The 23,716-nt window shown below is 33.9% G+C and carries 25 protein-coding genes; 13 read left to right on the top strand and 12 right to left on the bottom strand.

Annotated features, from left to right (window positions below):
• Nucleotides 1–5: 5 nt before the first annotated feature.
• Nucleotides 6–1,229 carry a BamA/TamA family outer membrane protein gene (locus tag GWR14_RS20205; protein ID WP_163410955.1) on the bottom strand — a complete coding sequence of 408 codons (1,224 nt, stop codon included), beginning with the start codon at nt 1,227–1,229 and terminating at the stop codon, nt 6–8.
• A 295-nt stretch (nt 1,230–1,524) separates the two neighbouring features.
• Between GWR14_RS20205 and msrA the strand changes: the two genes are divergently transcribed.
• On the top strand, nt 1,525–2,058 hold the full coding sequence (gene msrA, locus GWR14_RS20200) for a peptide-methionine (S)-S-oxide reductase MsrA (protein ID WP_163410954.1): 534 nt from the start codon (nt 1,525–1,527) through the stop codon (nt 2,056–2,058).
• Nucleotides 2,059–2,061: 3 nt separating this feature from the next.
• Nucleotides 2,062–3,627, top strand: a complete 1,566-nt coding sequence (locus tag GWR14_RS20195; RefSeq protein ID WP_163410953.1) for a protein adenylyltransferase SelO — start codon at nt 2,062–2,064, stop codon at nt 3,625–3,627.
• Between the two features lie 101 nt (nt 3,628–3,728).
• On the opposite strand, the gene GWR14_RS20190 is transcribed toward GWR14_RS20195, so the two are convergent.
• The 6 genes from GWR14_RS20190 to GWR14_RS20165 form a co-directional block, all read right to left on the bottom strand.
• A complete protein-coding gene (locus tag GWR14_RS20190) occupies nt 3,729–4,697 on the bottom strand; it encodes a YpdA family putative bacillithiol disulfide reductase (RefSeq protein WP_163410952.1) in 969 nt (322 codons plus the stop codon).
• A gap of 7 nt (nt 4,698–4,704) precedes the next feature.
• The gene (locus tag GWR14_RS20185; RefSeq protein WP_163410951.1) at nt 4,705–5,178 is read right to left on the bottom strand and encodes a CYTH domain-containing protein; all 474 of its coding nucleotides are present in this window, start codon (nt 5,176–5,178) and stop codon (nt 4,705–4,707) included.
• A gap of 94 nt (nt 5,179–5,272) precedes the next feature.
• Complete coding sequence (locus GWR14_RS20180; RefSeq protein ID WP_163410950.1) at nt 5,273–6,319, bottom strand: o-succinylbenzoate synthase; 1,047 nt, start codon at nt 6,317–6,319, stop codon at nt 5,273–5,275.
• Nucleotides 6,320–6,504: 185 nt separating this feature from the next.
• Entirely contained in the window at nt 6,505–7,707 is a 1,203-nt protein-coding gene (locus tag GWR14_RS20175; protein ID WP_163410949.1) for a tetratricopeptide repeat protein, read from the bottom strand.
• Between the two features lie 124 nt (nt 7,708–7,831).
• Entirely contained in the window at nt 7,832–9,370 is a 1,539-nt protein-coding gene (locus tag GWR14_RS20170; RefSeq protein WP_163410948.1) for a DEAD/DEAH box helicase, read from the bottom strand.
• Nucleotides 9,371–9,479: 109 nt separating this feature from the next.
• Entirely contained in the window at nt 9,480–10,013 is a 534-nt protein-coding gene (locus tag GWR14_RS20165) for a DUF6155 family protein (protein WP_163410947.1), read from the bottom strand.
• 105 nt (nt 10,014–10,118) lie between these two features.
• On the opposite strand from GWR14_RS20165, the gene GWR14_RS20160 reads away from it, so the two are divergent.
• The gene (locus tag GWR14_RS20160) at nt 10,119–10,406 is read left to right on the top strand and encodes a DUF3817 domain-containing protein (RefSeq protein WP_163410946.1); all 288 of its coding nucleotides are present in this window, start codon (nt 10,119–10,121) and stop codon (nt 10,404–10,406) included.
• Complete coding sequence (locus GWR14_RS20155) at nt 10,399–11,658, top strand: mechanosensitive ion channel family protein (protein ID WP_163410945.1); 1,260 nt, start codon at nt 10,399–10,401, stop codon at nt 11,656–11,658. The genes GWR14_RS20160 and GWR14_RS20155 overlap by 8 nt, the downstream gene beginning before the upstream one ends.
• Before the next feature lie 42 nt (nt 11,659–11,700).
• Here the strand turns inward: GWR14_RS20155 and GWR14_RS20150 are convergent, their stop codons facing one another.
• Together GWR14_RS20150 and GWR14_RS20145 are read right to left on the bottom strand one after the other, a co-directional pair.
• Nucleotides 11,701–12,150, bottom strand: a complete 450-nt coding sequence (locus GWR14_RS20150) for a hypothetical protein (protein ID WP_246236357.1) — start codon at nt 12,148–12,150, stop codon at nt 11,701–11,703.
• Nucleotides 12,151–12,183: 33 nt separating this feature from the next.
• Nucleotides 12,184–12,570 carry an acyl-CoA thioesterase gene (locus GWR14_RS20145; protein WP_163410944.1) on the bottom strand — a complete coding sequence of 129 codons (387 nt, stop codon included), beginning with the start codon at nt 12,568–12,570 and terminating at the stop codon, nt 12,184–12,186.
• A 252-nt stretch (nt 12,571–12,822) separates the two neighbouring features.
• Between GWR14_RS20145 and GWR14_RS20140 the strand changes: the two genes are divergently transcribed.
• The 4 genes from GWR14_RS20140 to GWR14_RS20125 all read left to right on the top strand — a co-directional run bounded on the left by GWR14_RS20140 (nt 12,823) and on the right by GWR14_RS20125 (nt 15,344).
• Nucleotides 12,823–13,230, top strand: a complete 408-nt coding sequence (locus GWR14_RS20140) for a glyoxalase (RefSeq protein WP_163410943.1) — start codon at nt 12,823–12,825, stop codon at nt 13,228–13,230.
• A gap of 6 nt (nt 13,231–13,236) precedes the next feature.
• Nucleotides 13,237–13,698: an LURP-one-related/scramblase family protein gene (locus GWR14_RS20135; protein ID WP_163410942.1), complete on the top strand. Its 462-nt coding sequence runs from the start codon at nt 13,237–13,239 to the stop codon at nt 13,696–13,698.
• Between the two features lie 21 nt (nt 13,699–13,719).
• Nucleotides 13,720–14,295, top strand: coding sequence for a Crp/Fnr family transcriptional regulator (locus tag GWR14_RS20130; protein WP_163410941.1), 576 nt, complete (start codon nt 13,720–13,722; stop codon nt 14,293–14,295).
• 77 nt (nt 14,296–14,372) lie between these two features.
• Entirely contained in the window at nt 14,373–15,344 is a 972-nt protein-coding gene (locus tag GWR14_RS20125; RefSeq protein ID WP_163410940.1) for a quinone oxidoreductase family protein, read from the top strand.
• A gap of 67 nt (nt 15,345–15,411) precedes the next feature.
• On the opposite strand, the gene GWR14_RS20120 is transcribed toward GWR14_RS20125, so the two are convergent.
• From GWR14_RS20120 to GWR14_RS20110, 3 genes are all read right to left on the bottom strand, one after another.
• Complete coding sequence (locus GWR14_RS20120) at nt 15,412–17,154, bottom strand: DUF885 domain-containing protein (protein ID WP_163410939.1); 1,743 nt, start codon at nt 17,152–17,154, stop codon at nt 15,412–15,414.
• A gap of 51 nt (nt 17,155–17,205) precedes the next feature.
• Nucleotides 17,206–19,182 (bottom strand): alpha-ketoacid dehydrogenase subunit alpha/beta, encoded by a 1,977-nt coding sequence (locus GWR14_RS20115; protein ID WP_163410938.1) that lies wholly within the window; start codon nt 19,180–19,182, stop codon nt 17,206–17,208.
• A 228-nt stretch (nt 19,183–19,410) separates the two neighbouring features.
• Nucleotides 19,411–20,160 (bottom strand): 4-hydroxy-tetrahydrodipicolinate reductase, encoded by a 750-nt coding sequence (locus GWR14_RS20110; protein ID WP_163410937.1) that lies wholly within the window; start codon nt 20,158–20,160, stop codon nt 19,411–19,413.
• A gap of 250 nt (nt 20,161–20,410) precedes the next feature.
• On the opposite strand from GWR14_RS20110, the gene GWR14_RS20105 reads away from it, so the two are divergent.
• From GWR14_RS20105 to GWR14_RS20085, 5 genes are all read left to right on the top strand, one after another.
• Nucleotides 20,411–21,361, top strand: a complete 951-nt coding sequence (locus tag GWR14_RS20105; RefSeq protein WP_163410936.1) for an isopenicillin N synthase family dioxygenase — start codon at nt 20,411–20,413, stop codon at nt 21,359–21,361.
• Nucleotides 21,362–21,473: 112 nt separating this feature from the next.
• Nucleotides 21,474–21,806, top strand: coding sequence for a translation initiation factor (locus tag GWR14_RS20100; RefSeq protein WP_163410935.1), 333 nt, complete (start codon nt 21,474–21,476; stop codon nt 21,804–21,806).
• A gap of 145 nt (nt 21,807–21,951) precedes the next feature.
• Nucleotides 21,952–22,821 carry a nucleoside phosphorylase gene (locus GWR14_RS20095; RefSeq protein ID WP_163410934.1) on the top strand — a complete coding sequence of 290 codons (870 nt, stop codon included), beginning with the start codon at nt 21,952–21,954 and terminating at the stop codon, nt 22,819–22,821.
• 22 nt (nt 22,822–22,843) lie between these two features.
• On the top strand, nt 22,844–23,224 hold the full coding sequence (locus tag GWR14_RS20090) for a VOC family protein (protein ID WP_163410933.1): 381 nt from the start codon (nt 22,844–22,846) through the stop codon (nt 23,222–23,224).
• A gap of 8 nt (nt 23,225–23,232) precedes the next feature.
• Nucleotides 23,233–23,706 carry a DUF4265 domain-containing protein gene (locus tag GWR14_RS20085; protein WP_163410932.1) on the top strand — a complete coding sequence of 158 codons (474 nt, stop codon included), beginning with the start codon at nt 23,233–23,235 and terminating at the stop codon, nt 23,704–23,706.
• Nucleotides 23,707–23,716: the final 10 nt, after the last annotated feature.

Raw genomic sequence — 23,716 nt, 5'->3', positions numbered from 1 at the left:
AAAAATTAAAAAGTTTCACCTGCATTTAAATAAAATGCTTTAGAATTTCGACCCCATGCATAATCAAAAACCAAATTTGTTTTTGTCGCCTTATCAATTAATAATCTCAAACCTATTCCCGCAGAAGGCTGAATATAATTGAAAAGACGCACGCTGTTATCCTCATTACTTGTTGTGATAAAATTAGTAAAAACTGTACCACTCAAAAGCCGATTGCAGGTAATTGGAAACCTGAATTCTGTAGATAAATAGACCAAATTAGGCCCGCGGAATAATCCTTGTGTGTACCCTTCCCCGCTTCTGCTGCGCTGATCCCAGCCCAATGCAGGTAAATTTAAATAAGGCACTTTACCTCGGACAACGAACTGCCCATATGTCCAGATTGCCAGCAAAAAGTGTTTTTTAGGATTAAATACAGGGATAAAATGACGATATTCCCCTAAAAGCACATTACTATATCTCTGATTATTAAACAGTACAGGATTAAAACGATAATTGATATTAGCAAACCAGCCATGACTTGCATTGATCTGATTATCCCTTGAATCGTAAACCACATTGAAGCTAAAACCATTTAGAAAATATTCGAGATTATCGAATTCATATTTTTTGCTATAGTCGTAATGATAAGTAAACTGATTGTTTTCTAAATCAAGATCATGGTCTTTTATGGAAGAATACCAATCAATATTAATACCTCCTCCAACATAAAAATTTTCTCTTACCTTCCATGAAGCTGTCTGATGGAATTTAAAATAATTATAATCCATTGGCTGCTCTATAATACTGATATCAAAATCACTTTCTTCGCTATGTCTCGGAACAATACCTGTTCCCAACCCGTAATTGGACTGTGAAAAAACATATAATCGGTAATCTCCACTCAGGAATATTTTATTGTTATTAAGCAAAACATTATTTTTTGCATTGATTAGCCATTGCTTTTTTGTGGTATAGGTAACCCCAAGATTTACAATAGAATATTTATCTTCGGCTCCTTTTCCTTTAAAAGTATATTGGGCAACTGCACCAAATACAAACCCTGTTGCCGGTTGAGAACCAATGACCGGAATTACCAAAAAAAAATTGTCCTTGACCGGTTTCACTACCAAAACAGAATCTTTCTTTTTAAAAACATCAAATATGGTTTTTGGAAGGCATAAAGTATCTGTAATAACTTCATTTTGTGCAATCAAATTAATAGAAAACAAAAGTATCGACCATAACATGACTGAACTTATTCTGCGATATTTATTTTTAAAACTGGCCAAATGATTTCGATTTAAATGGTTATTTTCAAAATATTATTCACTACAGTAAATATACTCATATATACCTCATTAACAACAACATAAAAATAAAAAAACAATTAAATACATCGAAAAAAGTATTGCACATCTTATAAAACCTGCTAATTTATTTATAATTCAATTAACGTTTGCACTGATTAGAATCTGTATAAATAGTTTTAAATTTGATAAAACTATTATTTTACCCCAATTTTAGAAGCCAAAAACTTAAAATATGAAAAATCAAGCAATTGCAACTTTCGGTGGTGGCTGTTTCTGGTGTATCGAAGCTGTTATTCAACGTCTAAAAGGTGTTGAAACTATAAAATCAGGTTATTCAGACGGACAGATAAAAAATCCTGCTTACCGGGAAGTATGCACAGGTCGAACCGGTCATGCTGAAGTAGTACAAGTCGTTTTCAATCCGGATATTCTTTCTTATCACGACTTAATCACTATTTTCATGACGAGCCATGACCCAACAACGCTAAACCGACAGGGCGCAGATGTTGGCACTCAATACCGTTCGATTATTTTATACCATGACACTATTCAAAAAGAAACAGCTGAAAGAGTATTTGAAGAATTAAAATCTGTTTTTCCAAGCCCAATCGTAACACAGCTAAAACCTTTTCAGGTATTTTACGAAGCTGAAGAAGATCATCAAAATTATTACAATGATAATCCCGAAGCAGGTTATTGCCGAATGGTAATTGACCCGAAAGTATACAAATTAAAAAAAATGTATGCTGGCAAATTAACAGAATAAACCATGCACTTAAAAATAAACAATCGTTTTACTGCCGAATTACCGGCAGACCAGGATGAAACTAATGAAATCCGTCAGGTTTCGAAGGCGCTTTTTTCTTATGTTCAACCAACGAGACCATCTGAACCTAAATTAATCCACGCTTCAAAAGAAGTGGCTGAACTGGTTGGAATCTCAGCAGATGAAATTAAGACTGAAGAATTTTTAAATGTTTTTTCCGGTAAAGAAATTCTGTCACAGACACGTCCGTATGCGATGTGCTATGCAGGACACCAATTTGGAAACTGGGCGGGACAATTAGGTGATGGACGTGCAATCAATTTAACCGAAATTGAACATGACAATCAGTTTTATACTTTACAGCTAAAAGGAGCCGGAAAAACACCTTATTCAAGAACCGCTGACGGTCTGGCTGTTTTACGCTCTTCCATTCGTGAATATTTATGTGCCGAAGCGATGTATTATCTGGGCGTTCCCACCACCCGATCTCTTTCGTTGATTTTATCAGGCGATCAGGTACTTCGTGATATTTTATACAATGGAAACCCTGCTTACGAAAAAGGTGCTATTGTATGCCGTGTTGCCCCATCATTTATCCGTTTTGGTAGTTTTGAAATGCTTGCTGCCCGAAACGAACTTAAAAACCTAAAACAATTCGTTGAGTACAACATCAAATATTATTTCCCTGAAATAAAAGGCGAGCCAAAAGAACAATATTTACAGTTTTTTAAAACCGTAGCTGATACAACCAGAGAAATGATTTTGCATTGGCAGCGTGTAGGTTTTGTTCATGGCGTAATGAATACCGATAATATGTCGATTCACGGAATTACAATCGACTATGGACCTTATGGCTGGCTGGAAAATTACGATCCGAACTGGACACCAAATACAACTGACAGTCAAAACAGAAGATATCGCTTTGGGAATCAGCCACAGATTGCACAATGGAATTTGTTTCAACTGGCAAACTCTCTTTATCCTTTAGTCAATGAAGCCGAGCCTTTGGAAAAAATATTAGAATCATTTATAATCGATTTTAATTCCGATTATAAAAAAATGATTTTAGGAAAATTAGGCATCGTTACTCCAGCTGAGAATGACGAAGAATTTATAGCTTATCTGGAATCAAACTTGCAATTATCTGAAACGGATATGACTATTTTTTATCGCAATCTAAATAAAATCAGAAAAGGTGATTCGGCCGAAAAAGCTCTGCAGGCTATTGAATATGCCTTTTACAAACCAGAAGAAATCAAAGAGGCGATTAAAGAAAACTGGTTATTATGGTTTACCGATTACCTGAAACGCCTGAATCTTGAAAACACTTCAGACGAAGAAAGGATTAAAAACATGAATTCAGTTAACCCAAAATATGTTTTGCGAAATTATATGGCGCAATTAGCGATTGATGCTGCTGATAAAGAAGATTATTCGCTAATTGAAGAATTATATGAATTACTAAAAAAACCTTATGACGAACAGCCAGAATACGAAAAATGGTTTGCAAAACGCCCGGACTGGGCCAGATCAAAAGTGGGATGTTCTATGCTTTCGTGCAGTTCTTAAAATCATTACGAATCAACTTTTGTCAGTTTGAGCAGAATCGAGAACCTTTTATCTCTAAAGCTTTTCGATTCCGCTCGAGCCGACAATCTTAATTATTATTTCTATTTCGAAGCAATATAATCCACAATCATACTGGCATGAACACGAGAATTCTCGATAAACCATTTATGAGTCTGCATTCCCCCGCAAACCACGCCAGCTAAAAACAATCCTTCAACATTTGTTTCCATCGTTTCAGCATTGTACGTTGGTATTTTCAATTCGTCATCAGACAATTCAATACCCATTTTTTCAAGGAAAGACAAATCAGGTTTGTATCCTGTTAAAGCCAGAACAAAATCATTTTTGATAGTTACTTTGCCTTCAGGAGTTTCAATTTCTACTTCATTGTCCTTAATTTCAGCAATATTCGATTCAAAATACGCTTTTATACTGCCTTCTGCGATTCGGTTTTCAATATCCGGTTTTACCCAATATTTTACCCTGTTATTGATTTCGGTTTTTCGAATTACCATCGTTACATTCGCTCCTTTTCTCCAGCATTCCAGAGCCGCATCCACAGACGAATTATTGGCTCCTACAACCAGAATATCCCTAAAAGCATATTCGTGTGCTTCTTTGTAATAATGACGAACTTTTGACAGCTCCTCGCCTTTTACGTTCATTTCGATCGGAATGTCATAAAAACCTGTTGCGATAATTACATTTTTAGTTTCGTAAAAACTTTTATCAGTTGTGATTTTAAAGATTTGATTTTCCTGTTTCTGAACTTCAGTAACTTTTTCGAATAAATTAATATTGAAATTAAAATAACGGTGAATATTACGATAGTATTCCAAAGCCTCCTGACGACCCGGTTTTGGTGCGAGACAATTAAACGGAATATTGCCTATTTCAAGTCTTTCGGCAGTAGAAAAAAAAGTCATATACAAAGGATAATTGAAAATACTGTTTACAATTGCCCCTTTCTCGATAATCAGATAATTCAGGCCTTTCTTTTGAGCTTCAATTGCGCATGCAAGCCCGATTGGACCGCCTCCCACAATAATCAGATCGTATGGATGTGTCATAAAATTTTTATTTTTCCCAGTCTTTAAAAGGTTTTTTGCTCAGATAAGCATTGTAGTATCGTTCATCATTAGTTACCTCATCACCCAGCCAGTCCGGTTTTTCAAAAGATTCTGTTTCAGATTCAAGTTCAATTTCCGCCATAACCAAACCTTCATTTTCTCCGTAAAATTCATCCACTTCAAAAACATGTTTACCGGATTGAATTTCAAAACGTGTTTTTTCAATCTTTCCTTTCTCACATAATTTAAGCAATTCCTGCGCTTCACCAAGCGGAATTTCATTCTCCCACTCAAAACGCGTCATTCCGCCATGATGCCCGATTCCTTTTATCGTAATGAATCCTTTTTCGCCTTTAATACGAATGCGTACTGTGCGTTCAGGAAGCGAACTCAAATAGCCCTGAGCAATATTATTTTGGGCGAAAGCCACAGCTTTGAATTCATCCGATTTTACAAGAAACTTTCTTTCAATCTCAACCATTAGTTCTGCAAATTAAATTTTATGCAAGTTACTTAATTTAGCGCTAAGCTGAATTCGTTTGGCCAGATTTTGAGAAGACAAAAAAGTAATTTTATTAGGTATTTTCTAAAAATGAAGTATCCCAGTTTTTAGTTTTACTATACCACAATTGTCCGTTCAAAACTTCCAATGGGCAATCGATATTATTGGTATAAAGTGCTCCGGTACCTAATCCCTGAGGCATGTTAGAATTTAGCAGAAATGTCCATTGTGCAATTGCGTTTAAACCAATGTTGCTTTCCAGTGCTGAGGTAATCCACCAGCCGATCTTATATTTTTCTGCTAATGTAATCCACTCCTGAGTTCCTCTGAAGCCACCTACAAAACTTGGCTTCAAAATAATATATTGTGGCTTGATTTTTTGCAAAAGCGCTTCTTTTTCTTCGAACGAAAACACACCAATCAATTCTTCATCCAAAGCAATAGGAAAAGGAGTTGTTTTACACAGCTCTGCCATACTGTCAGTGTTGTTTTTTTGAATAGGCTGTTCAATACTATGCAATTCAAAACCAGATAATTGACTTAATTTATCTAAAGCTTCATTTAAAGAAAAAGCACCATTCGCATCCACTCGTATTTCTATCTGTTCAGCGGTGAAATGAGTACGGATAAAGTGCAATAATTCGAGTTCTTTTTGAAAATCTATGGCCCCGATCTTGAGTTTAATACAGGTAAATCCCTGTTGGAGTTTTTCTTCGATCTGCTCTTTCATGAAAGCTTCTTCTCCCATCCAAACCAAACCGTTTATATCAATTGATTTTGAATTATTCGTAAAATCTGAAGGAAATAACAGATATGGATTTTCACTTTTCAAAGACAAAAAAGCCATTTCGATTCCGAATTGAATGGAAGGAAATTCCAATAAATTTTCCCAAAGTACCTTTTCACCTAAATGAATATTTTGACAAGCCCAATTTAATTTCTCTTCATAATCTTCCCTATCGTCCGCACTCAGTCCTCTAAGAATTCCACACTCACCTATTCCTTTTTTGCCGTTTTCTTCAAGGATTATAAACCAGGTTTCTTTTTCGGTCATAATTCCACGAGACGTTCCCGAAGGACGTTTGAATTCGAGCATGTATTTTTGGTAAGTAGCTATCATTTTGAAGTCTTTTTAAACCATATAAGCGATATAAGAAAATATAAATTTCTCTTTTAAGTATAAATTTATAAAAAGGGCTTCACTCCGCTCAGCCTGACAATTGATTTTAATTACATTCAATGAAAACTATAAACTCAGCCTAAAGTTAAATGAACTTATAACACTTATATGGTGAAATATTTTTTTTAATTATACAGCTTCAAAACCCTCTCAAAATCTGACGAAGGCAATCCTTCTTTTTGAAAAAGAATGAAATCCTGTTTGGTTTTGTCTATCCAGCTTAAACTATCAGTAACATTTTGAGACTGATATTTTTTATAAATCGCTTTTGCCTGACTGTAATCATCGCTAACTAAATAAGCATGCGCCAGGTTTAATTTCACTAATAATTCGGTATCGTCCAGCTTTTCGCCTTCCTTTAAAAACTTTATGGCTTTTGCATATTGTTTGGTCAAAATATAACTGTAACCAATGGAACTGTAATCCAGAGCTGTTGCTTTTCCTGCTGTTATAATTGTATTTAACTTTGGAATTGCTTCGTTGTATTTTTGCAGTTTTATCAAAGTATTTGCCTGAGTACGCAAATCATTGTAGACATTTTTAGAAATTGAAGCATCATTGTAACAGGCATTTCCAAAATCCTTGTAAACTTTAGTTTTTTCTATAGCAAGTAGTTTTTGATACTCATCATAACGATATTGTTTCATGATTTTATCCAGAATACAAACGCAAAAATCGTCTGAATTAGCCATTTTTTGTGCCATCGTAGAAGTTTTGCACAAACTCACGATTTCGTTTTTGTTATCGGCATTCCAGCCACGGTTTAATTTCGTGTCAACCCATGGCACAACTTCTAAAACTATTTTTTGTTTCAGCAACCAGTTTTTGCTTTCAAAACCAAACCAAATGGTAGTGGTATTTGCACTAAGGCAAGACGATTTATCGATTGATAAACGTTTGGCATCTTTGCTTAAAGGCTCTGTCTGTGCATAACAGGCATCATTGGTTTTCCCATTATCAACGTATTTTTTGGCATTTATATCTGAAGTAAAAAGTGCATAAGTACATTTGTCATCACCTGAAATTTTTGACATCAGAAATACTGCTCCTGCCGAACCCTGCCCTATTCCGTAAGGATCAGGAATAGCTTTTAATACATTAACCAAACTATTTGCCATTTGCTGGTTTTCGTCTAAAAGTGTAACTCTATAAACGATTTCAGTTGTACCAACAGGCAAGTCTTCAGTTTTAACTGTTATTCTGTCTCCTGCAGAAACGATTATCTCTTTTGTAGTAGCACGTTCTTTATCCCAATACCCGTCTTTTTGCGCAAAAGCATTATGAAAAGAACCAATTAAAAACAAAACAACAATTTTCTTCAAATTCATCTTTATTCAATATCAAAATTCAATGGCAAAATCAAAATCAATTGCAAAAAACAATTTCAATGCCAAACTTTAATCAATTCGACTTCGTTAGTTTGGTGTTTTTAAACCTGAAATAAAAATTTTATCAATCCGGTTCGTTCATGATTTTTTCACGATACTTTTTACCGATTAATAAAGTCATGTTTTTCTTGTAATCATCAACCAGCCATTCGCGGTAATTTTTACTGCACTGACTCAGACATTTTGCATAACGTTTGATCCTGCATTCTATATCGTCATCCAACTCTTTCCCTAAAGCTTTTGCTTCCTGAAGGGTCTCTGTATTATCTACACACATTGCTGCGTGCTGGTCCAATGATTTATCCAGTACAATTTTTGAACGCAGATTTTGCTTAATTGCTAATTTATGTTCTTCATCAACATCAAAAGTAACATCGGCAGTTTTACTGAATTTAGCACGTAATTCAGGAGGCATGCTGTATTTGAAAAACATTTCGATTTCATTGTCGTCACGTAAATTTTCCAAATAAAATTCAGGTGATTTAAAAATATGCTGCCAGTTGACAGGATCACTCCACAAACCAAAACGGGCTGCATTGTTCCCTAAATCAATAACCGTAAATTCATCTTTTCCAGGCAGTTTACGCGACCCACGGCCAATCATCTGAAAATATAACGTTAGGGATTTTGTAGCCCTGTTTAAAATAATAGTTTCTACAGTCGGTTCATCAAAGCCTGTCGTTAAAATACCTACCGAAGTCAAAATAGCATCAGGAGTTTTTTTGAACCATGCCAAAATTTCTTTACGCTCTTCTGCTCCACTTGTGTTATCAAGGTGTCTGATGTCATAACCTGCTTCTCTAAAAGTATCATATACATATAGTGAAGTATGAATACCATTATTGAAAATAAGCGTTTTTTTACCCAAAGAACGCTCCGTATAAGCATGCAGCAATTTTTCCTGCATCAGCGTATTAGTATACAAATCGTCTGAAGATTTTACTGTATAATCTCCGTTGATACCTACTTTCAAAGAAGTCAGTCCCACATCATAACTATAGGTAGTCGCACGTGCCAGGAATCCTTTTTCAATCAATGAACCAATAGTGTCTCCCACAATCAGCTCATTATAGCTTTGATGCATCGGTAATTTTATATTCGAACTCAGAGGTGTTGCCGTTACACCAAGTATAAAAGCATTCTTAAATGAGTTTAATAGTTTTCTGAATGAATTGTAATGCGCCTCATCAATAATTACCAAACCAATATTATCAAGATGCAGTTTCTCATCATTAATACGGTTTTTTAAAGTCTCAACCATTGCCACAAAACATGAATATTCATTTTGATCCGGCAAATCCTTTACTTTACTGTTGATTATTTTGTTACTTACGCCAAAACCTTTCAGCATTTTTGAAGTCTGCTTACAAAGTTCGATACGATGTGTCAGGACAACTACCTTTTTATCATTATTCGCTAAATAGCGACGAACGATTTCAGAAAATATCACCGTTTTTCCACCACCTGTCGGCAATTGGTAAAGTAAATGATGTTTTGAAGGAGCATTGTCTAACCTATCAAAAATGGCGTCAATATCGCCTTTTTGATATGCATAAAGTTCTTTTCTGTCTTCTCTTTCTAATTCTAAAGTGTCTTGAGGCATTGTAATTTTTTGAATTTTTGCAAAAATACACCTAAAAAACAGTTTTTCATCTTAATTTAACCTAAAATAAATGTTTTTTTTAAACAAGATTTTTTTATACTAAAAGCATTTAAAAGTCAATTTTATCTACAATTGCTTCAAAATCATACTTATTTTTCCATTTTTGTTGAATAGTTTCTTGTTGAATCGCGATAATTCTGGCTTTAAATTCGCCTAAAATTCCATTAGAAATTGCAAAGTTTACCGCTTGTTCAAAGGAATTGAGCATGCTCTTATAGAATAATTCCTGTTTTATAAAATTTTCTGCCGAATACGTCTGTGCAATTTCGATATTAAAAAGCATAATATCTGCAATCACAAAAGAATCAACTCCAAGAGCTATAAAATGTTTAATGATTTTCTGCGCTACAGAACGCCGCATTTTTGCTTTTGGACGCCATTTTGCACCCGGCTTTTTAACAGGGAAATATTCGTGTGAAATCTTCGTTCTGCTTTCCTGTAAAAGTTTATCTTCTTTTGGATTGAAAGCAAAATCATAATAGACTTTTACAGGACTGAATTTTTCGTACAATTCTATAATTTGTTCTTCGAGCTGCTCTTTATTCAATTCAGCCAAATATTTTTTTAAATCGCGTTTGCTCATAGCCAAAGTTTAAGAATACAAAAGTAAATTACTTTTATTACAGATACCTTAATAATCGCTGATAATACTTAATTTTGCGGCTATTAATTCAAAAAACAAAAAAGTATGCTTAGGATTTTTAAAGTTACTGCCATTTTAGAAGGAATCTCTTATTTAGTATTAATCGCCAATATGCTGATTTTAAAATCCAATAATCCGGAACTGTATCATGCCATTGTACGTCCTTTCGGAATGGGACACGGAGTCTTGTTTATCGCTTATATTATACTGGCTGTATTATTAAAAAAACCGCAAAACTGGGATTCAAAAACCTTTGGAATCATTTTGATTGCTTCTCTTATTCCGTTCGGAACTTTCTACATTGAGAAAAAATATTTAGAAAATAATGCATAAGCTTTTGGATAAAATATTCAATTTTTTATATCCACTTTTCAGAGATTGGGGAATGAGCCGCAGTTTTGCGTCTTATACCAGCCTGATCTTTAATATTGCCATTATGCTGGCATTGGCTTATGCTATTTATTACATTGCCAAATTTGTTCTGGTAACGCTGATGGCCATTTTTGCACAGCGAACCAAAACTAAATTTGACGATTATCTGATTAACAATAAGACTACTAAATATACAGCCTATCTGATTCCGTTTTTCTTTATTTATAAAGCGGTTCCTGTTATACTGGACAAATATGAATACTGGGAAGCTGTTTTCGGAAAAATTGTAGGTGTATATATCGTTCTGATCAGTTTATGGATTATCAGGACTATTTTTAATGCCCTACGTGATTATTTAAAAAACAAGCCTGAATACAGCGACAAACCGATCGACAGCTTTGTTCAGGTCATTATGATTGTACTCTGGATTTTTGGAGTTGCCCTTATAGTATCAACATTGTTTGGCATGAAAAGAGGCGAATTGCTGACAATCTTAGGAACACTTTCGGCAATCATCATACTTATTTTCAGGGATACTATTTTAGGTTTTGTATCCAGTGTACAGGTAGCCATCAACGATATGGTTCGTATTGGCGACTGGATTACAATGGATAAATTTGGTGCCGATGGAGATGTAATCGAAATTAATCTGACCACTGTAAAAGTCCGAAATTTTGATAATACGATTACCACAATCCCAACGTATGCCTTAAGTTCAGACTCGTTTCAGAACTGGCGTGGTATGCAAAATTCTCAGGGAAGACGTATCAAAAGACATGTTTTAATCAAAAGCAGCAGTGTTCGTTTTTTAAATGATGAAGAATTACATCAAATGAAAAAAATACAGCTGATTACCTCTTATATCGAATCCAGACAAGCCGAAATTGAAAAATACAACGACTTAAGGGGCATTGATAAAAATCTGGCAATTAACGGTCGAAACATGACCAATTTAGGTTTGTTCAGAAAATATATTATTCAGTATTTAGTGAATACTCCAGGCCTTAACAAAGACATGCATATTATCTGTCGTCAGCTGCAATCGACTGCACATGGGGTTCCATTGGAAATTTATGTGTTTTCGAGTGATAAACGCTGGGCCAATTACGAATATATTATGGCCGATATTTTTGACCACATTATGGCAGCTGTAGGCTATTTTGATTTGGAAATATTCGAATTACCTTCCAGTCTACCTAATTTAGATAAGTAATTTTAGTTTCAGATTTCAATTTGAAAAACTTGAAATCTGAAACTATTTTTTTACTTCTTCAAAAACAAACTCTGAGTCCTTATAATTAAGAGTTCCCGGCAAAAAACATGGAAGATTCATGTAAGTTCCTATTACACCACTTCCTAAAAACAGTTTATTTTCTTTCTTTAATAAAGCAATTGGAATTCTTTTCCAGCCTCCGCCACTGGTTATGTAATGAAAGTCACCTCTTAAAGTATCTCCTTTTATATCTCCCCTTACATCTCCTGAATCTTTACCATTTCTGTAATACGATCTTTCATAACGTCCGTAAAAACGTTTATCACTTATTTTAATGGCTAAAGTTGCAGTATCCTTATTGTTTAATGCTCGATAAACAACCTCATTATATTTATCCTTCTCTTCTTTGGAGTTGCAGGACATTTGAAAAACGATTAATAAAGAAGCCAGAATTATTTTTTTAGGCACTTTTGAATATATTTCTTTCACCATGCAAAACTTCATTATTTTTATTTACTCATTATTTTACAGTAAACGGTCTTTTACAAATTCGATTTGAGTTTTACCGTGTGGTTTTGGTTTTCCGTCCTCACCTAAGTTAACCATAGTAGTGTTGTCAATTGTGATAATGATTTCGCGGGTCATCATATTTCTTACGGCGCATTTAAGGACTAAAGAAGTTGTTCCAAATTTTACTACATCGATTCCTATTTCTACAATATCGCCTTGGCGGGCAGAACTTTTAAAGTTGATTTCAGACATGTGCTTGGTCACTACTCTCGAATTTTCTAATTGAACAATTGAATACAAAGCAAGCTCTTCATCAATCCAGGCTAATAATTGTCCGCCGAATAATGTTCCGTTTGGATTTAAATCTTCAGGTTTAACCCATTTTCTGGTGTGGAATCTCATATTTTTTATTTTATACGGGTAAAAATAGTTTTTTACTTTCATAGTCGAATTATGTTTTTTTATTAATTCTTACGATTTCAATAATTCGAAAATTTGCTATTGAATTATTTCAAAAATCACTTTTAAAACTCTAAAAATTAAAGTCAACTTAAAATTTTAATTTATAAACTTATTTATTGTAGAATTTGTCAGTAACTAAATCCGAGGAAGTTATTTTTATAGAAGATATTTTTATAACTTTAAATAAAAACCATGAGCGACAGAGACACTTTTTTAAGAGAATTCAGAGGCGAAACTTTAGGAACCGTAAGCGCTCAGTCATCATCTGATGAAATATTTCAAAATCAAACGATTAGACCAATTTTAAAACTTCAGAATGATTTATTTATTGCGGTTTTCATTAATTATGTAAATAAAAATAAAGCTGATTTTTATTCTTATACCGTCGAAAAGAAACTGCAGACCATCGAAAACTCGATTCAAAAAGATATCAAATTCAGAAATTCTTTAAAAGGAATTGTCATTGCGCTTTTTACCGGTGAAGAATATGAAACTTATATTAAGAATTCTTCCGACTTAAATAAACGAATGATGAATTTACTGATTGACAGATTAAAAAGCCAGGTGCAGTTGTTTGAAAAGGAATCGGATTTTAAATAATTTTAGATGATTTTAGAAATAATACAAAAAGGGACACAAAGTCTTTTTGTTTATCAGGATGGACAATTATTATTTTATTCAGTATTAAAATTTAATTGGATTAATAGAATTATAAACATTTACAATCAAAATGATGATTTATTTTTAGAATTAAAATGCAGATCATTTTTCATGAAATCCAATTATCAAATTTTATTTCAAAATCAATCTCTAACCCCATTTATAAATGAAATAAATAGCAGAACCATAACTTTTAATAATGACAAGCATTTAACAGTTAATCAAAAACACTTTATTTCATTCAATTATAATTATTATTTCAGGGACACTAAAATAGCCGAACTAAAAAAGAAGATTTTTAGCACTTCATTCAAAATGATACTTGATATAAACGATGAAAATTTAGAATTTTCAAATCAAATAATAATGCATATACTTTCAATTGAAACTGGGGTTTCCGTTGATTAAATACCCCAAAAATGATCAATAATGTTCGACCAATTTCGAAATAATTTTCCTCTTGATGATTCAAAATGGCATGAATATACAAGCTATTTCAATCGTATTGAAGTTCCTGCAAAAACGACTCTTTTAGAAGAAGGCGAAATTTCAAAAAAGCTTTTTATAATCGAAAAAGGATGCATCCGGGTTTGGTTTAACAATAATGGTAAGGATCTTACTACTCAGTTTTTTTTCGAAAACCAAAGCGTTGCTTCTATCGAAAGTTTTATTAAAAAACACCCAAGTCCTGTATTTATTGAAACCATTGAGCCTTCTGTTTTATGGTGGATCCATAAAAGTGATATCGATGTAATACTGGAAGAAATTAAGAAAATTCCAGAATTAAGAGATCAGCTTATTAACAGACTTTTTCAGCGCACATTTGATTACATACACCATTTCGTTTCTTTTATAAAGGATTCTCCTGCTCAGCGATATCTAAATTTAACAGAAGAAAATCCTCAAATCATCCAGCGTGTCCCACAACATTATATTGCCTCATATCTCGGTATAAGTACAGTTCATTTAAGCCGGATAAAAAGCAAATTACTTCAGAAAAAATAATACATTTCATTTGATAACAAATGTTATCGTCTGCTCATAAACTGCTATCTAGCTTTGTATCATAAAAATTAATTATTATGAAAGCAGCAGTAATTTATAAAAAGGGCGAAATGCCAAAATATGCAGAATTTGCAGAACCCATTCCACAAAATGAAAACGAAATTTTACTTTCAGTAAAAGCCATTGCCATTACCAATCTGGACAAAGCAAAAGCGAGTGGCAAACATTATTCATCTGAAAATGAAAATCAAAACGGGTTTATAATAGGAAGTGATTGTATTGGCTTATTAGAAAACGGTACAAGAGTTTACGCAAGGGGAATCACAGGAACAATTGCAGAAAAGGCCATTGTAGAAAAAAACAGAATGGTTCTGTTGCCTGAAGAAATCAGTAATGCGACAGCAGCGGCAATGCCAAATGCAGTTGCAGGCTCAGCAATGGCCCTACTATTTCGAGCAAAAATAAAACCGGGAGAAACAGTTTTAATAAACGGAGCTACAGGTTTTACGGGGCAAATAACTATTCAGCTTGCGAAACATTACGGAGCAAAAAAAATAATCGCAACCGGAAGAAATGAAAAAACACTTAAAACCCTTTTAGAACTAGGAGCTAACGAAATCATTTCTCTTAAACAGGATGATGAAACGATCCTAAACCAACTTAAAAAAATCCATCAAAATACTCCAATAGATATTATTCTGGATTATTTATGGGGGCACTCTGCAGAATTGATTTTGTCAGCGTTAAAAGGAAACGGGACATTTACTAATAAAGTCAGATTTGTTTCAATTGGCTCCATGTCAGGAGACGATATTCAGTTATCATCAGGAATTTTAAGAAGTATTGATCTTCAGTTATCAGGTTCCGGCTTAGGAAGCTGGACTAAGGAAGAAGTGAAATTACTATTTTCTGAAATACTTCCTGAAACCTTCCTTTTGGCTGCTCAAAACAAATTAAAAATCAATATTGAAACTGTAAATTTAAGTGATATTGAAAAAGCCTGGAACACTGAACTTTTAGATGGCAAACGTTTGGTTATAAATATCTGATAAACTCAAAAAGGGTTTGATAGTCTATTTTATCAAACCCTTTTGGCGTAATCCATAATCTTAAAATTTAATCTTCAGACAACATCAACTCCCTGATATATTTAACCGGAGCGCTTCCAAAACTTAAGAATTTCTCATGGAATTTTTTCAGGTTAAAATTCTCTCCTTCCTGTTTTTTAAGTTCTTCTCTTAAATTGTAAATTTCAGTGTATCCTGTAAAATAAGAACATAATTGTACCTGTGTCAAGGTAACACGCTTCCATTTCCCTTCTGCTTCTGCCTGCTGCTGGAAAGCTTCTTTGACAAGCAAATCCAAAGCTGCTTCCTTAGACATGTTTTTTGTATGAACACTAATATCTAAAATAGTATTACAAGTTGCTCTTAAATTCCATTTATAATACATCAGCCACATTTCATCAGAATTTTTATAACCGCTTTCCAGCATCATTTTTTCTGCATATACAGCCCAGCCTTCGACCATTGCACCATTTCCAAGAATAGATTTGATAATACTTGGCGACTGATTACTGTAAACCAATTGTGTATAATGTCCCGGAATTGCTTCGTGAATATTTAAAATCTGCAAAATATAATCGTTGTATTCTCTCAAATAACTTTCAGCATTTTCAGCTGTCCAGCCAGACATACTACCTACATTGTAATAAGTGTTTCCATTTTTGTCATAAGGTCCCGGAGCAGAAATTGAAGCACCTGCAACACCGGCCATATAAGCAGGTTCTTTACGAACAATCAGTGGTTTTGAAGGATCGATGTATAATAAGTCTTTCGCTTTTACATAAGCTGTCAATTCAGGAATCTGTTTTTCAATTTCTGACTGGAATTTCTCCGGAGTAGTATGTTTTAATGAAATCTGATCAATAACCTGTTTGATTAATTCCAGCTTATTTGTTGGTTTTGTCTCATTTCCTTTGTACTTAGACCAAAGTTTATCAGCCAGTGCAAACATTTTATCATGCAGATCTTTTTTGTGATCAACGGCGATTTTATAAATTTCATCCGTAGAATAACGAGACTGAATATCAAAACTGAATTTTTTAGCGTATAAATCAGCTCCTAATCTAAACGAGCGCGGTGTTTTATTTGACAGATTTTTAAGCCAGTCTGCATAATCTTTAATTGTTTTTACAGAAACTTTTGCTTTGTCCTGAATTTCTTTTTTCTCCGCCGGAGTTAGTTTACTTTTAGCAAGAGCATCATTTAAATCCGTTTCAAAAACAGAAGAACCTCCAATGTTTTGGGCAATTGCAAGTTCTGTATGTTCAACCGTTGGATTTTTAATATTCTTTTTAGCTGCTTCATAATAAGCCGGAATAGCATTCATTTTTGCATTAAAAGAACGCAGACGAACTTCCAATGAATCATATTTACCATTTAAAATTTCTGCAAAAGCACCACAAACATTATATCCCGACGGATCCCATTGCGACGATTTTAATTCTTTAATACTAAAAATTACAGATTCCAGCTGATTTTTTATCATATGATAATCCGTCTTATTGTTATCCGATAAGTCTTCAACATCATATTGTTTTAAGGAGTCTAATTGCGCATTTGCAAAATCAAGCTGCACTTTATCTGCCGTAGCATCCGGAACTACCAAAACACTATCCAATTTATGATAACCAACAGCCGAAGCCCATCCCGGATTAACTTGCCATAAAGCGGTTACAAAACCATCTTTATACTTATCGAATTTTTTGTCTAAAGCTTTATCATCACCAGATTTCGCGCTTTTATTGCAGGAAAAAAGGAGTGTAAGTGTAAAAATCGAAACAAACAGTTTTTTCATATTTTTATGTATTAAGTAATATTCGTTTTTAAATAATTTTAATTGGCTCTTTTAATAAGCCAGTAAATCAATCAGTTCTTTTTCGAATCGGTTTTTGGGTAAAAACTGGTCTTCCAGAGCTTTTGTAAACGGAATCGGTGACTCTAAACTGGCGACTCTTTTAACAGGGCCATCCAGGTATTCAAAACACTGTTCCATAATCAGAGCTGAAATATCACTGGCAATTCCACCAAACAGAGTATCTTCCTGATAGATAATCACTTTTCCGGTTTTTTTGACTGATGCAAAAATAGTTTCGGTATCCAAAGGCTGTAATGTTCTTAAATCAATCAAATCAGCCTCAATATCCGGATTTTTCTCTAAGGTTTCCAATGCCCAATGCACTGTAGCGCCAAAAGCAATGATAGTTATTTTCTTTCCTTCTTTTATTAAAGCAGCCTTGCCTAATGGAATCGTATAATAATCTATTGGAACGTCCTGATAAACGCTTCTATATAATAACTTGTGTTCAAAAAACAACACCGGATTGGGATCGTTTATTGAAGTATTTAATAACCCTTTGGCATCATACGGAAAAGCCGGATAAACGACTTTTAAGCCTGGAGTTTTGGTAAACCATGCTTCATTTGTCTGCGAATGAAATGGCCCTGCCTGAGTTCCGCCACCGCAAGGCATGCGAACAACCACATCGGCTTTTTCGCCCCAGCGATAATGTGATTTTGCCAGTAAATTTACAATTGGGTTAAAGCCTGTCGAAACAAAATCGGCAAACTGCATTTCTACAATTGCTTTATATCCGTTTATGGACAATCCCATTGCTGTAGAAATAACGGCGCTTTCGCAAATTGGAGTATTACGAACACGATCTTTACCAAAAACCTCAACAAATCCATCAGTAATTTTGAAGGCTCCGCCATATTCAGCAATGTCCTGTCCCATAATTATAAGATTCCTATGCTGCTGTAGCGACTGATTTAAACTATTGCGTATAGCATCAATAAAACGGATATTCTGACTTGATGAATCTGTACTGAATTTCTCATATTGATACGGTTTATAGACATCTTCTAATTCTCCCTCATAAGTTGGGACAATTTCAGGTTCTGCATTTGCTATGGCTAAATTTTCGTCAATTTCATGCTTTATTTCATTATGAAATTGCTCATCGAGTTCTGCTGTAAGAACACCACTTTCAATTAAATAATTCCTATAATTGGCAACCGGATCTTTTGCAGCCCATTCATCCATCAATTCTTTCGGAACATACTTGATTCCGCTCGCTTCTTCATGACCACGCATCCTGAAGGTCTTAAATTCCAATAAAACCGGACGTGGATTTTCCTGCATTTCTGCTTTTAACTTAGACAGTTTATCATAAACTTCAAGAATATTGTTTCCATCAATAATATGGCTTTCCATACCATAACCAATTCCTTTATCGGCTAAATTTTTACAAGCATACTGCTCGTTAGTTGGAGTAGAAAGTCCGTAACCATTATTTTCGATAATAAACATTACCGGCAGTTTCCAGACCGCAGCAATATTTAAGGCTTCATGAAAATCGCCTTCACTTGTTGCACCTTCGCCTGTAAAAACAGCTGTGATTTTTTTATTGTCCTGAAGTTTATTCGCAAGGGCAATTCCATCAGCAATTCCAAGCTGAGGTCCCAAATGCGAAATCATTCCTATTATTTTGTATTCCTGAGTTCCAAAATGAAAACTTCTGTCACGTCCTTTTGTAAAACCATTCGCTTTTCCCTGCCATTGTGAAAAAAGCCTGTGTAACGGAATATTTCTGGTGGTAAAAACGCCCAGATTTCTATGCATTGGCAATACATATTCAGATTCATCCAAAACAGCCGTAACTCCTACAGCAATCGCTTCCTGGCCTATTCCGGAAAACCATTTTGATACTTTTCCCTGCCGAATCAAGATGAGCATCTTTTCTTCGATCAAACGAGGCTTCAGTATTTTTTTGTATAAATCTAATAATTGGTTGTCTGTGAGGTTTTGCCTATAAAAGATCATTTGCTGTTTTTTTATTTCAAATATATAAAAATACAACAATCATAAACCTAATTGTTAAAGAATTAATTATTTAAAAAGTAATCTCATAATGTCAAACTGATTAAAATCTGATTCTAATAATCTATCTGCTAGAGCTTCTACTTTGCTTAGCCAGACAAATGTGTCTAAAAAACTTTAATTCTAAATCTATTTTATATTAAAAAGTAAAATTCATTCATCAATACATTATTAAACAGCAAAATACGGAGAGAGAATATCTTCAAAATTAAAAAGCCCTTCCTTTTTATCATTCAGGTTTTCTGCAACGAAGATTACACCGCTTCCAAAGGCTTCCCGGGAAATGCTTTCGTGTACTAATCTTACCGTCTGAAAAGGAAATCCGAAAACAACTTCATGTTTACCCACAATTCCACCAGCTCTGACAGAATTTATATCATCTTTTTCCACATCCAGTGCTTCGGCTATTTTTATTGCTGTTCCTGAAATTCCATCTTTGCCTTTAAAATGTTCTTCTATGATTTCAATATCTACCCAGGGAGCTATTTTCTTTAAAAATTTAGAAGCAAACAGTAAATAATTCACGCCAAGAGTAATGTTTGGGCTCCAGAATACCGTTGTCATTTTAGAAAGTGATTCCAAAAAATCTTTTTCCTTTTTTGTATAATGCGAAATGGCAGAAATTATTTTTATTTTTCGTTTGCTGGCTGCTTCACCATAAGTGTAAATTCCGGAACCTGATGAAAAATCAATAATCATATCAACTGGCTGATTGTCTAAAAGCTCTGCAATAGGAGTCGTTTCACTAGAATATATTTTTCCGGTTTCTTCAGAATCAATTCCCAGATATTCTGCTGTAGTACGATTCTCTAAAGTATGACTTCTTTTCACAACCCACTTAAGGGAGAAATTTTTGTTTTGCAATAAAACCGATGCTACTGCTTTTCCTGTTTTTCCAAATCCAATTAGTCCTATTTTCATAATGTTCGTTTTTCATAAAAATAGCATTTTATATTTAAAAACCCTGTGATTTCAGAATTATTAACATGTTTTTAATTCAAAACGAGGTTTAAATTAAAGTATAATCAAATTTTATTTTTCAATCACAATGTTAAATTATTACAGGAAAAGTCCAATTTTATACATTTTTTTAAAATTCAAAACTAAAATATTCTCTACCTTTGTTATGAAAAGGTTCAAAACCTTTTTTTCTTAAATAAAAATGTAAAGTATGCAAAACATTCCTAGTGTAGACTTACGTGATTTCCTTTCGGACGACCCGAAACGTAAACAAAAATTTGTAAATGAAATCGGCAGTGCATTTGAAAACATTGGCTTCGTAGCCCTAAAAGGTCATTTTTTGGATGACAAACTGGTAGACGAACTTTATGGCGAAATTCGAAAATTTTTCGCCTTGCCATTAGAAACCAAACACAATTATGAAATTCCCGGAATAGGTGGCCAAAGAGGTTATGTTTCTTTTGGAAAAGAACATGCCAAAGGACGCAAAGAGGGAGATTTAAAAGAATTCTGGCATTTTGGCCAGTACGTTGACAAAGATTCCAAATGGGCATCTGAATACCCCGACAACGTTGAGGTTAAAGAATTACCCCGCTTTAATGAAGTTGGCAAAGATGCTTACCAAATGCTGGAAAAAACCGGAATTTACGTTTTAAGAGCTTTGGCCTTACACCTTGGACTTGATGAGTTCTATTTTGATGAATATGGAAAAGAAGGAAACTCCATTTTAAGGCCTATTCATTACCCTCCAATTACTTCTGAGCCTGAAAATGCTATTCGTGCAGCAGCTCACGGTGACATCAATCTGATTACCCTATTGATGGGTGCTCAGGGAAAAGGACTTCAGGTTCAAAATCATAACGGCGAATGGATTGATGCTATTGCAGCGGATGATGAATTAGTAATTAACGTTGGAGATATGTTGTCCAGACATACAAACAATAAATTAAAATCTACAATTCATCAGGTTGTAAATCCGCCAAGAGAATTATGGGGAACATCACGTTATTCAATTCCGTTTTTCATGCATCCTGTAAGTGATATGCGCCTGGATTGTTTAGAAAATTGCATTGACGCTGAAAACCCTAAGAAATATGAGGATATTTCTGCCGGCGAGTTTTTGCACGAACGTTTAGTAGAATTAGGTTTAATCAAAAAATAAAACCAAATAAATTTCAAATATTAAAAATTCCAAATTCCAAACTTTCATTGGAATTTGGAATTTAATTTTTAAAAAACGTAATGATTTGGAATTTATTTTAGAATAAAAATTTATGGACTTTAAAGATCAATTAAAAAATTTATTTCCGGACCACGTTGAATCAAACGAACCGGAAGAAATTCAGGAGCAGGAACACGTTCTTTACGTACAGAAAGAACCTATGATCTGCAAATTCGAAAAACGAAAAGGAAAAGCCACGACTATAATTGAAGGTTACGAAGGTTCTGACGAAGATTTTAAAATCCTTGCAAAGGAAATTAAAACAAAGCTCAGTGTTGGTGGTACTTTCAAAGATCCTTCAATTATTATTCAGGGAGATTATCGTGATAAAATTATGGCTATTTTAAAAGAGAAAGGCTTTAAAACAAAACGCGTTGGCGGTTAAAATTTAAAGCTCAATTTATTAAATTCCAAATTCCAATAAATTGGTATCAATCTAAAAATCGCAAAAGCTCTCATTTAAGTTTCACGAATTGGAATTTGGAATTTTAAAAATTGGAATTTTAGAAAAACCTTAGCAACTAAAAAAAATGATACAGGCATCAGAATTAATACTCAACCCTGACGGAAGTGTTTATCATTTAAACCTTCGTCCTGAACATATAGCGCACGATATAATTTTTGTAGGAGATCAAAACCGGGTAGAAAAAATTACTCAGTTTTTTGATTCCATTGAATATTCTACTCAAAAAAGAGAATTTAAAACCCAAACCGGAATTTACAAAGGCAAACGGATTTCGGTTATGTCAACCGGAATTGGTCCTGACAATATTGATATTGTTTTAAATGAACTGGATGCGTTGGTTAATATCGATTTAACAACCCGCCTTCCTAAAAAGGAATTGACTTCTTTAAATATCATCAGGATCGGAACTTCAGGTTCTTTACAAAAAGATATTCCGGTAGATAGTTTCGTAATGTCTAAATTTGGATTAGGACTTGATAACATGCTTCGTTCTTACTTACTTGATGAAGTTTCCGAAGACGCTATCGAAGATGCTTTTATAATGCATACCAACTGGGATATCCGAAAAGGAAGACCTTACGCCATTGCCTGTTCTGAAAAACTGGAAAAAATCATTGAAAGTGATAGAATTTTCAAAGGAATTACTGCTACAGCCGGAGGATTTTACGGGCCACAAGGGCGTGTATTACGCTTGAATATCCAAGATGAGGAACTTAATAATAAAATGGATAATTTCGATTTTAATGATAACCGAATTACCAATTTTGAAATGGAAACAGCTGCTATTTATGGACTTTCAGCACTTTTAGGACATAATGCGCTATCTTTAAACGCCATTATCGCCAATCGTGCTTCGGGTACATTTAGTGAAGATCCGTATAAAGCTGTTGATGAATTAATTGGGTACACATTGAATAAACTGGCAGGTAATTAAATTAGATAATTATTTTTTTAATATGATTTTGAGAGTTGCCCGACATACTAATGATTTAAAGAAAATTGAAAATTTTTACGTGAATATTTTAGGTTTTGAAATACTCGGCGGTTTTCAAAATCATAATAATTACGATGGTATTTTTATTGGAAAACCGGATTTAGACTGGCATTTTGAATTTACACAATCCCTAACAAAAGCCAATCATATTTTTGATGAAGATGATATCATTGTACTTTATCCAAAAACATTTTTTGAATATGATTCAATACTAAAAAAGGTTGCAGACAATAATATCTCAATCATCCCGGCTATAAATCCGTATTGGAATGAAAATGGTAAAATGTTTCAGGATCCGGACGGATATCGAATTTTAATATCGCCTTTAAAAGCACAAAATTAAATTAGAAAATGTCAGAAACACACATTAAAATATTGTTTAAGTACTACAGCGACTTATTAGAAGAAACCGTTTCAGAAACGATGTGGGCAGAAATTATTGACCTGGAGAAAGGAATCTTCAAATTAGATAATATTCCGTTTTTTGGTCCTTTAATTGCCACAGATGATATTTTCTATGCTGAATACGATGAAGATGAAGAACGACTGGTTTATAAAAAAACAATTGAAAGCTTTGGAAATTCTATACTTCAGGTTGTAATTTTAGAAAAAGGTTTTGATAAGGAGATCATCAGAGAAGAATTAAAGACCATTAACTGTTCGTCAGAAGGCTTAAATGAGACCTTATTTGCTGTTGAGGTTTTAAGAGATGTGGATTATTCTATTGTAAAAAACCTGCTTCTTCAATACGAAGATCAGGAAATCATTGAATTCGCTGAGCCTTGCCTTTCAGATAAACACCGGACAGATTTATTAAAAAACTAAACAAACAAAC

It is taken from the genome of Flavobacterium ajazii (assembly GCF_010614725.1).
Taxonomy (GTDB): domain Bacteria; phylum Bacteroidota; class Bacteroidia; order Flavobacteriales; family Flavobacteriaceae; genus Flavobacterium; species Flavobacterium ajazii.
The sequence above is the reverse complement of the archived record's forward strand: the minus strand, read 5'-3'. Positions and strand labels throughout refer to the sequence as shown.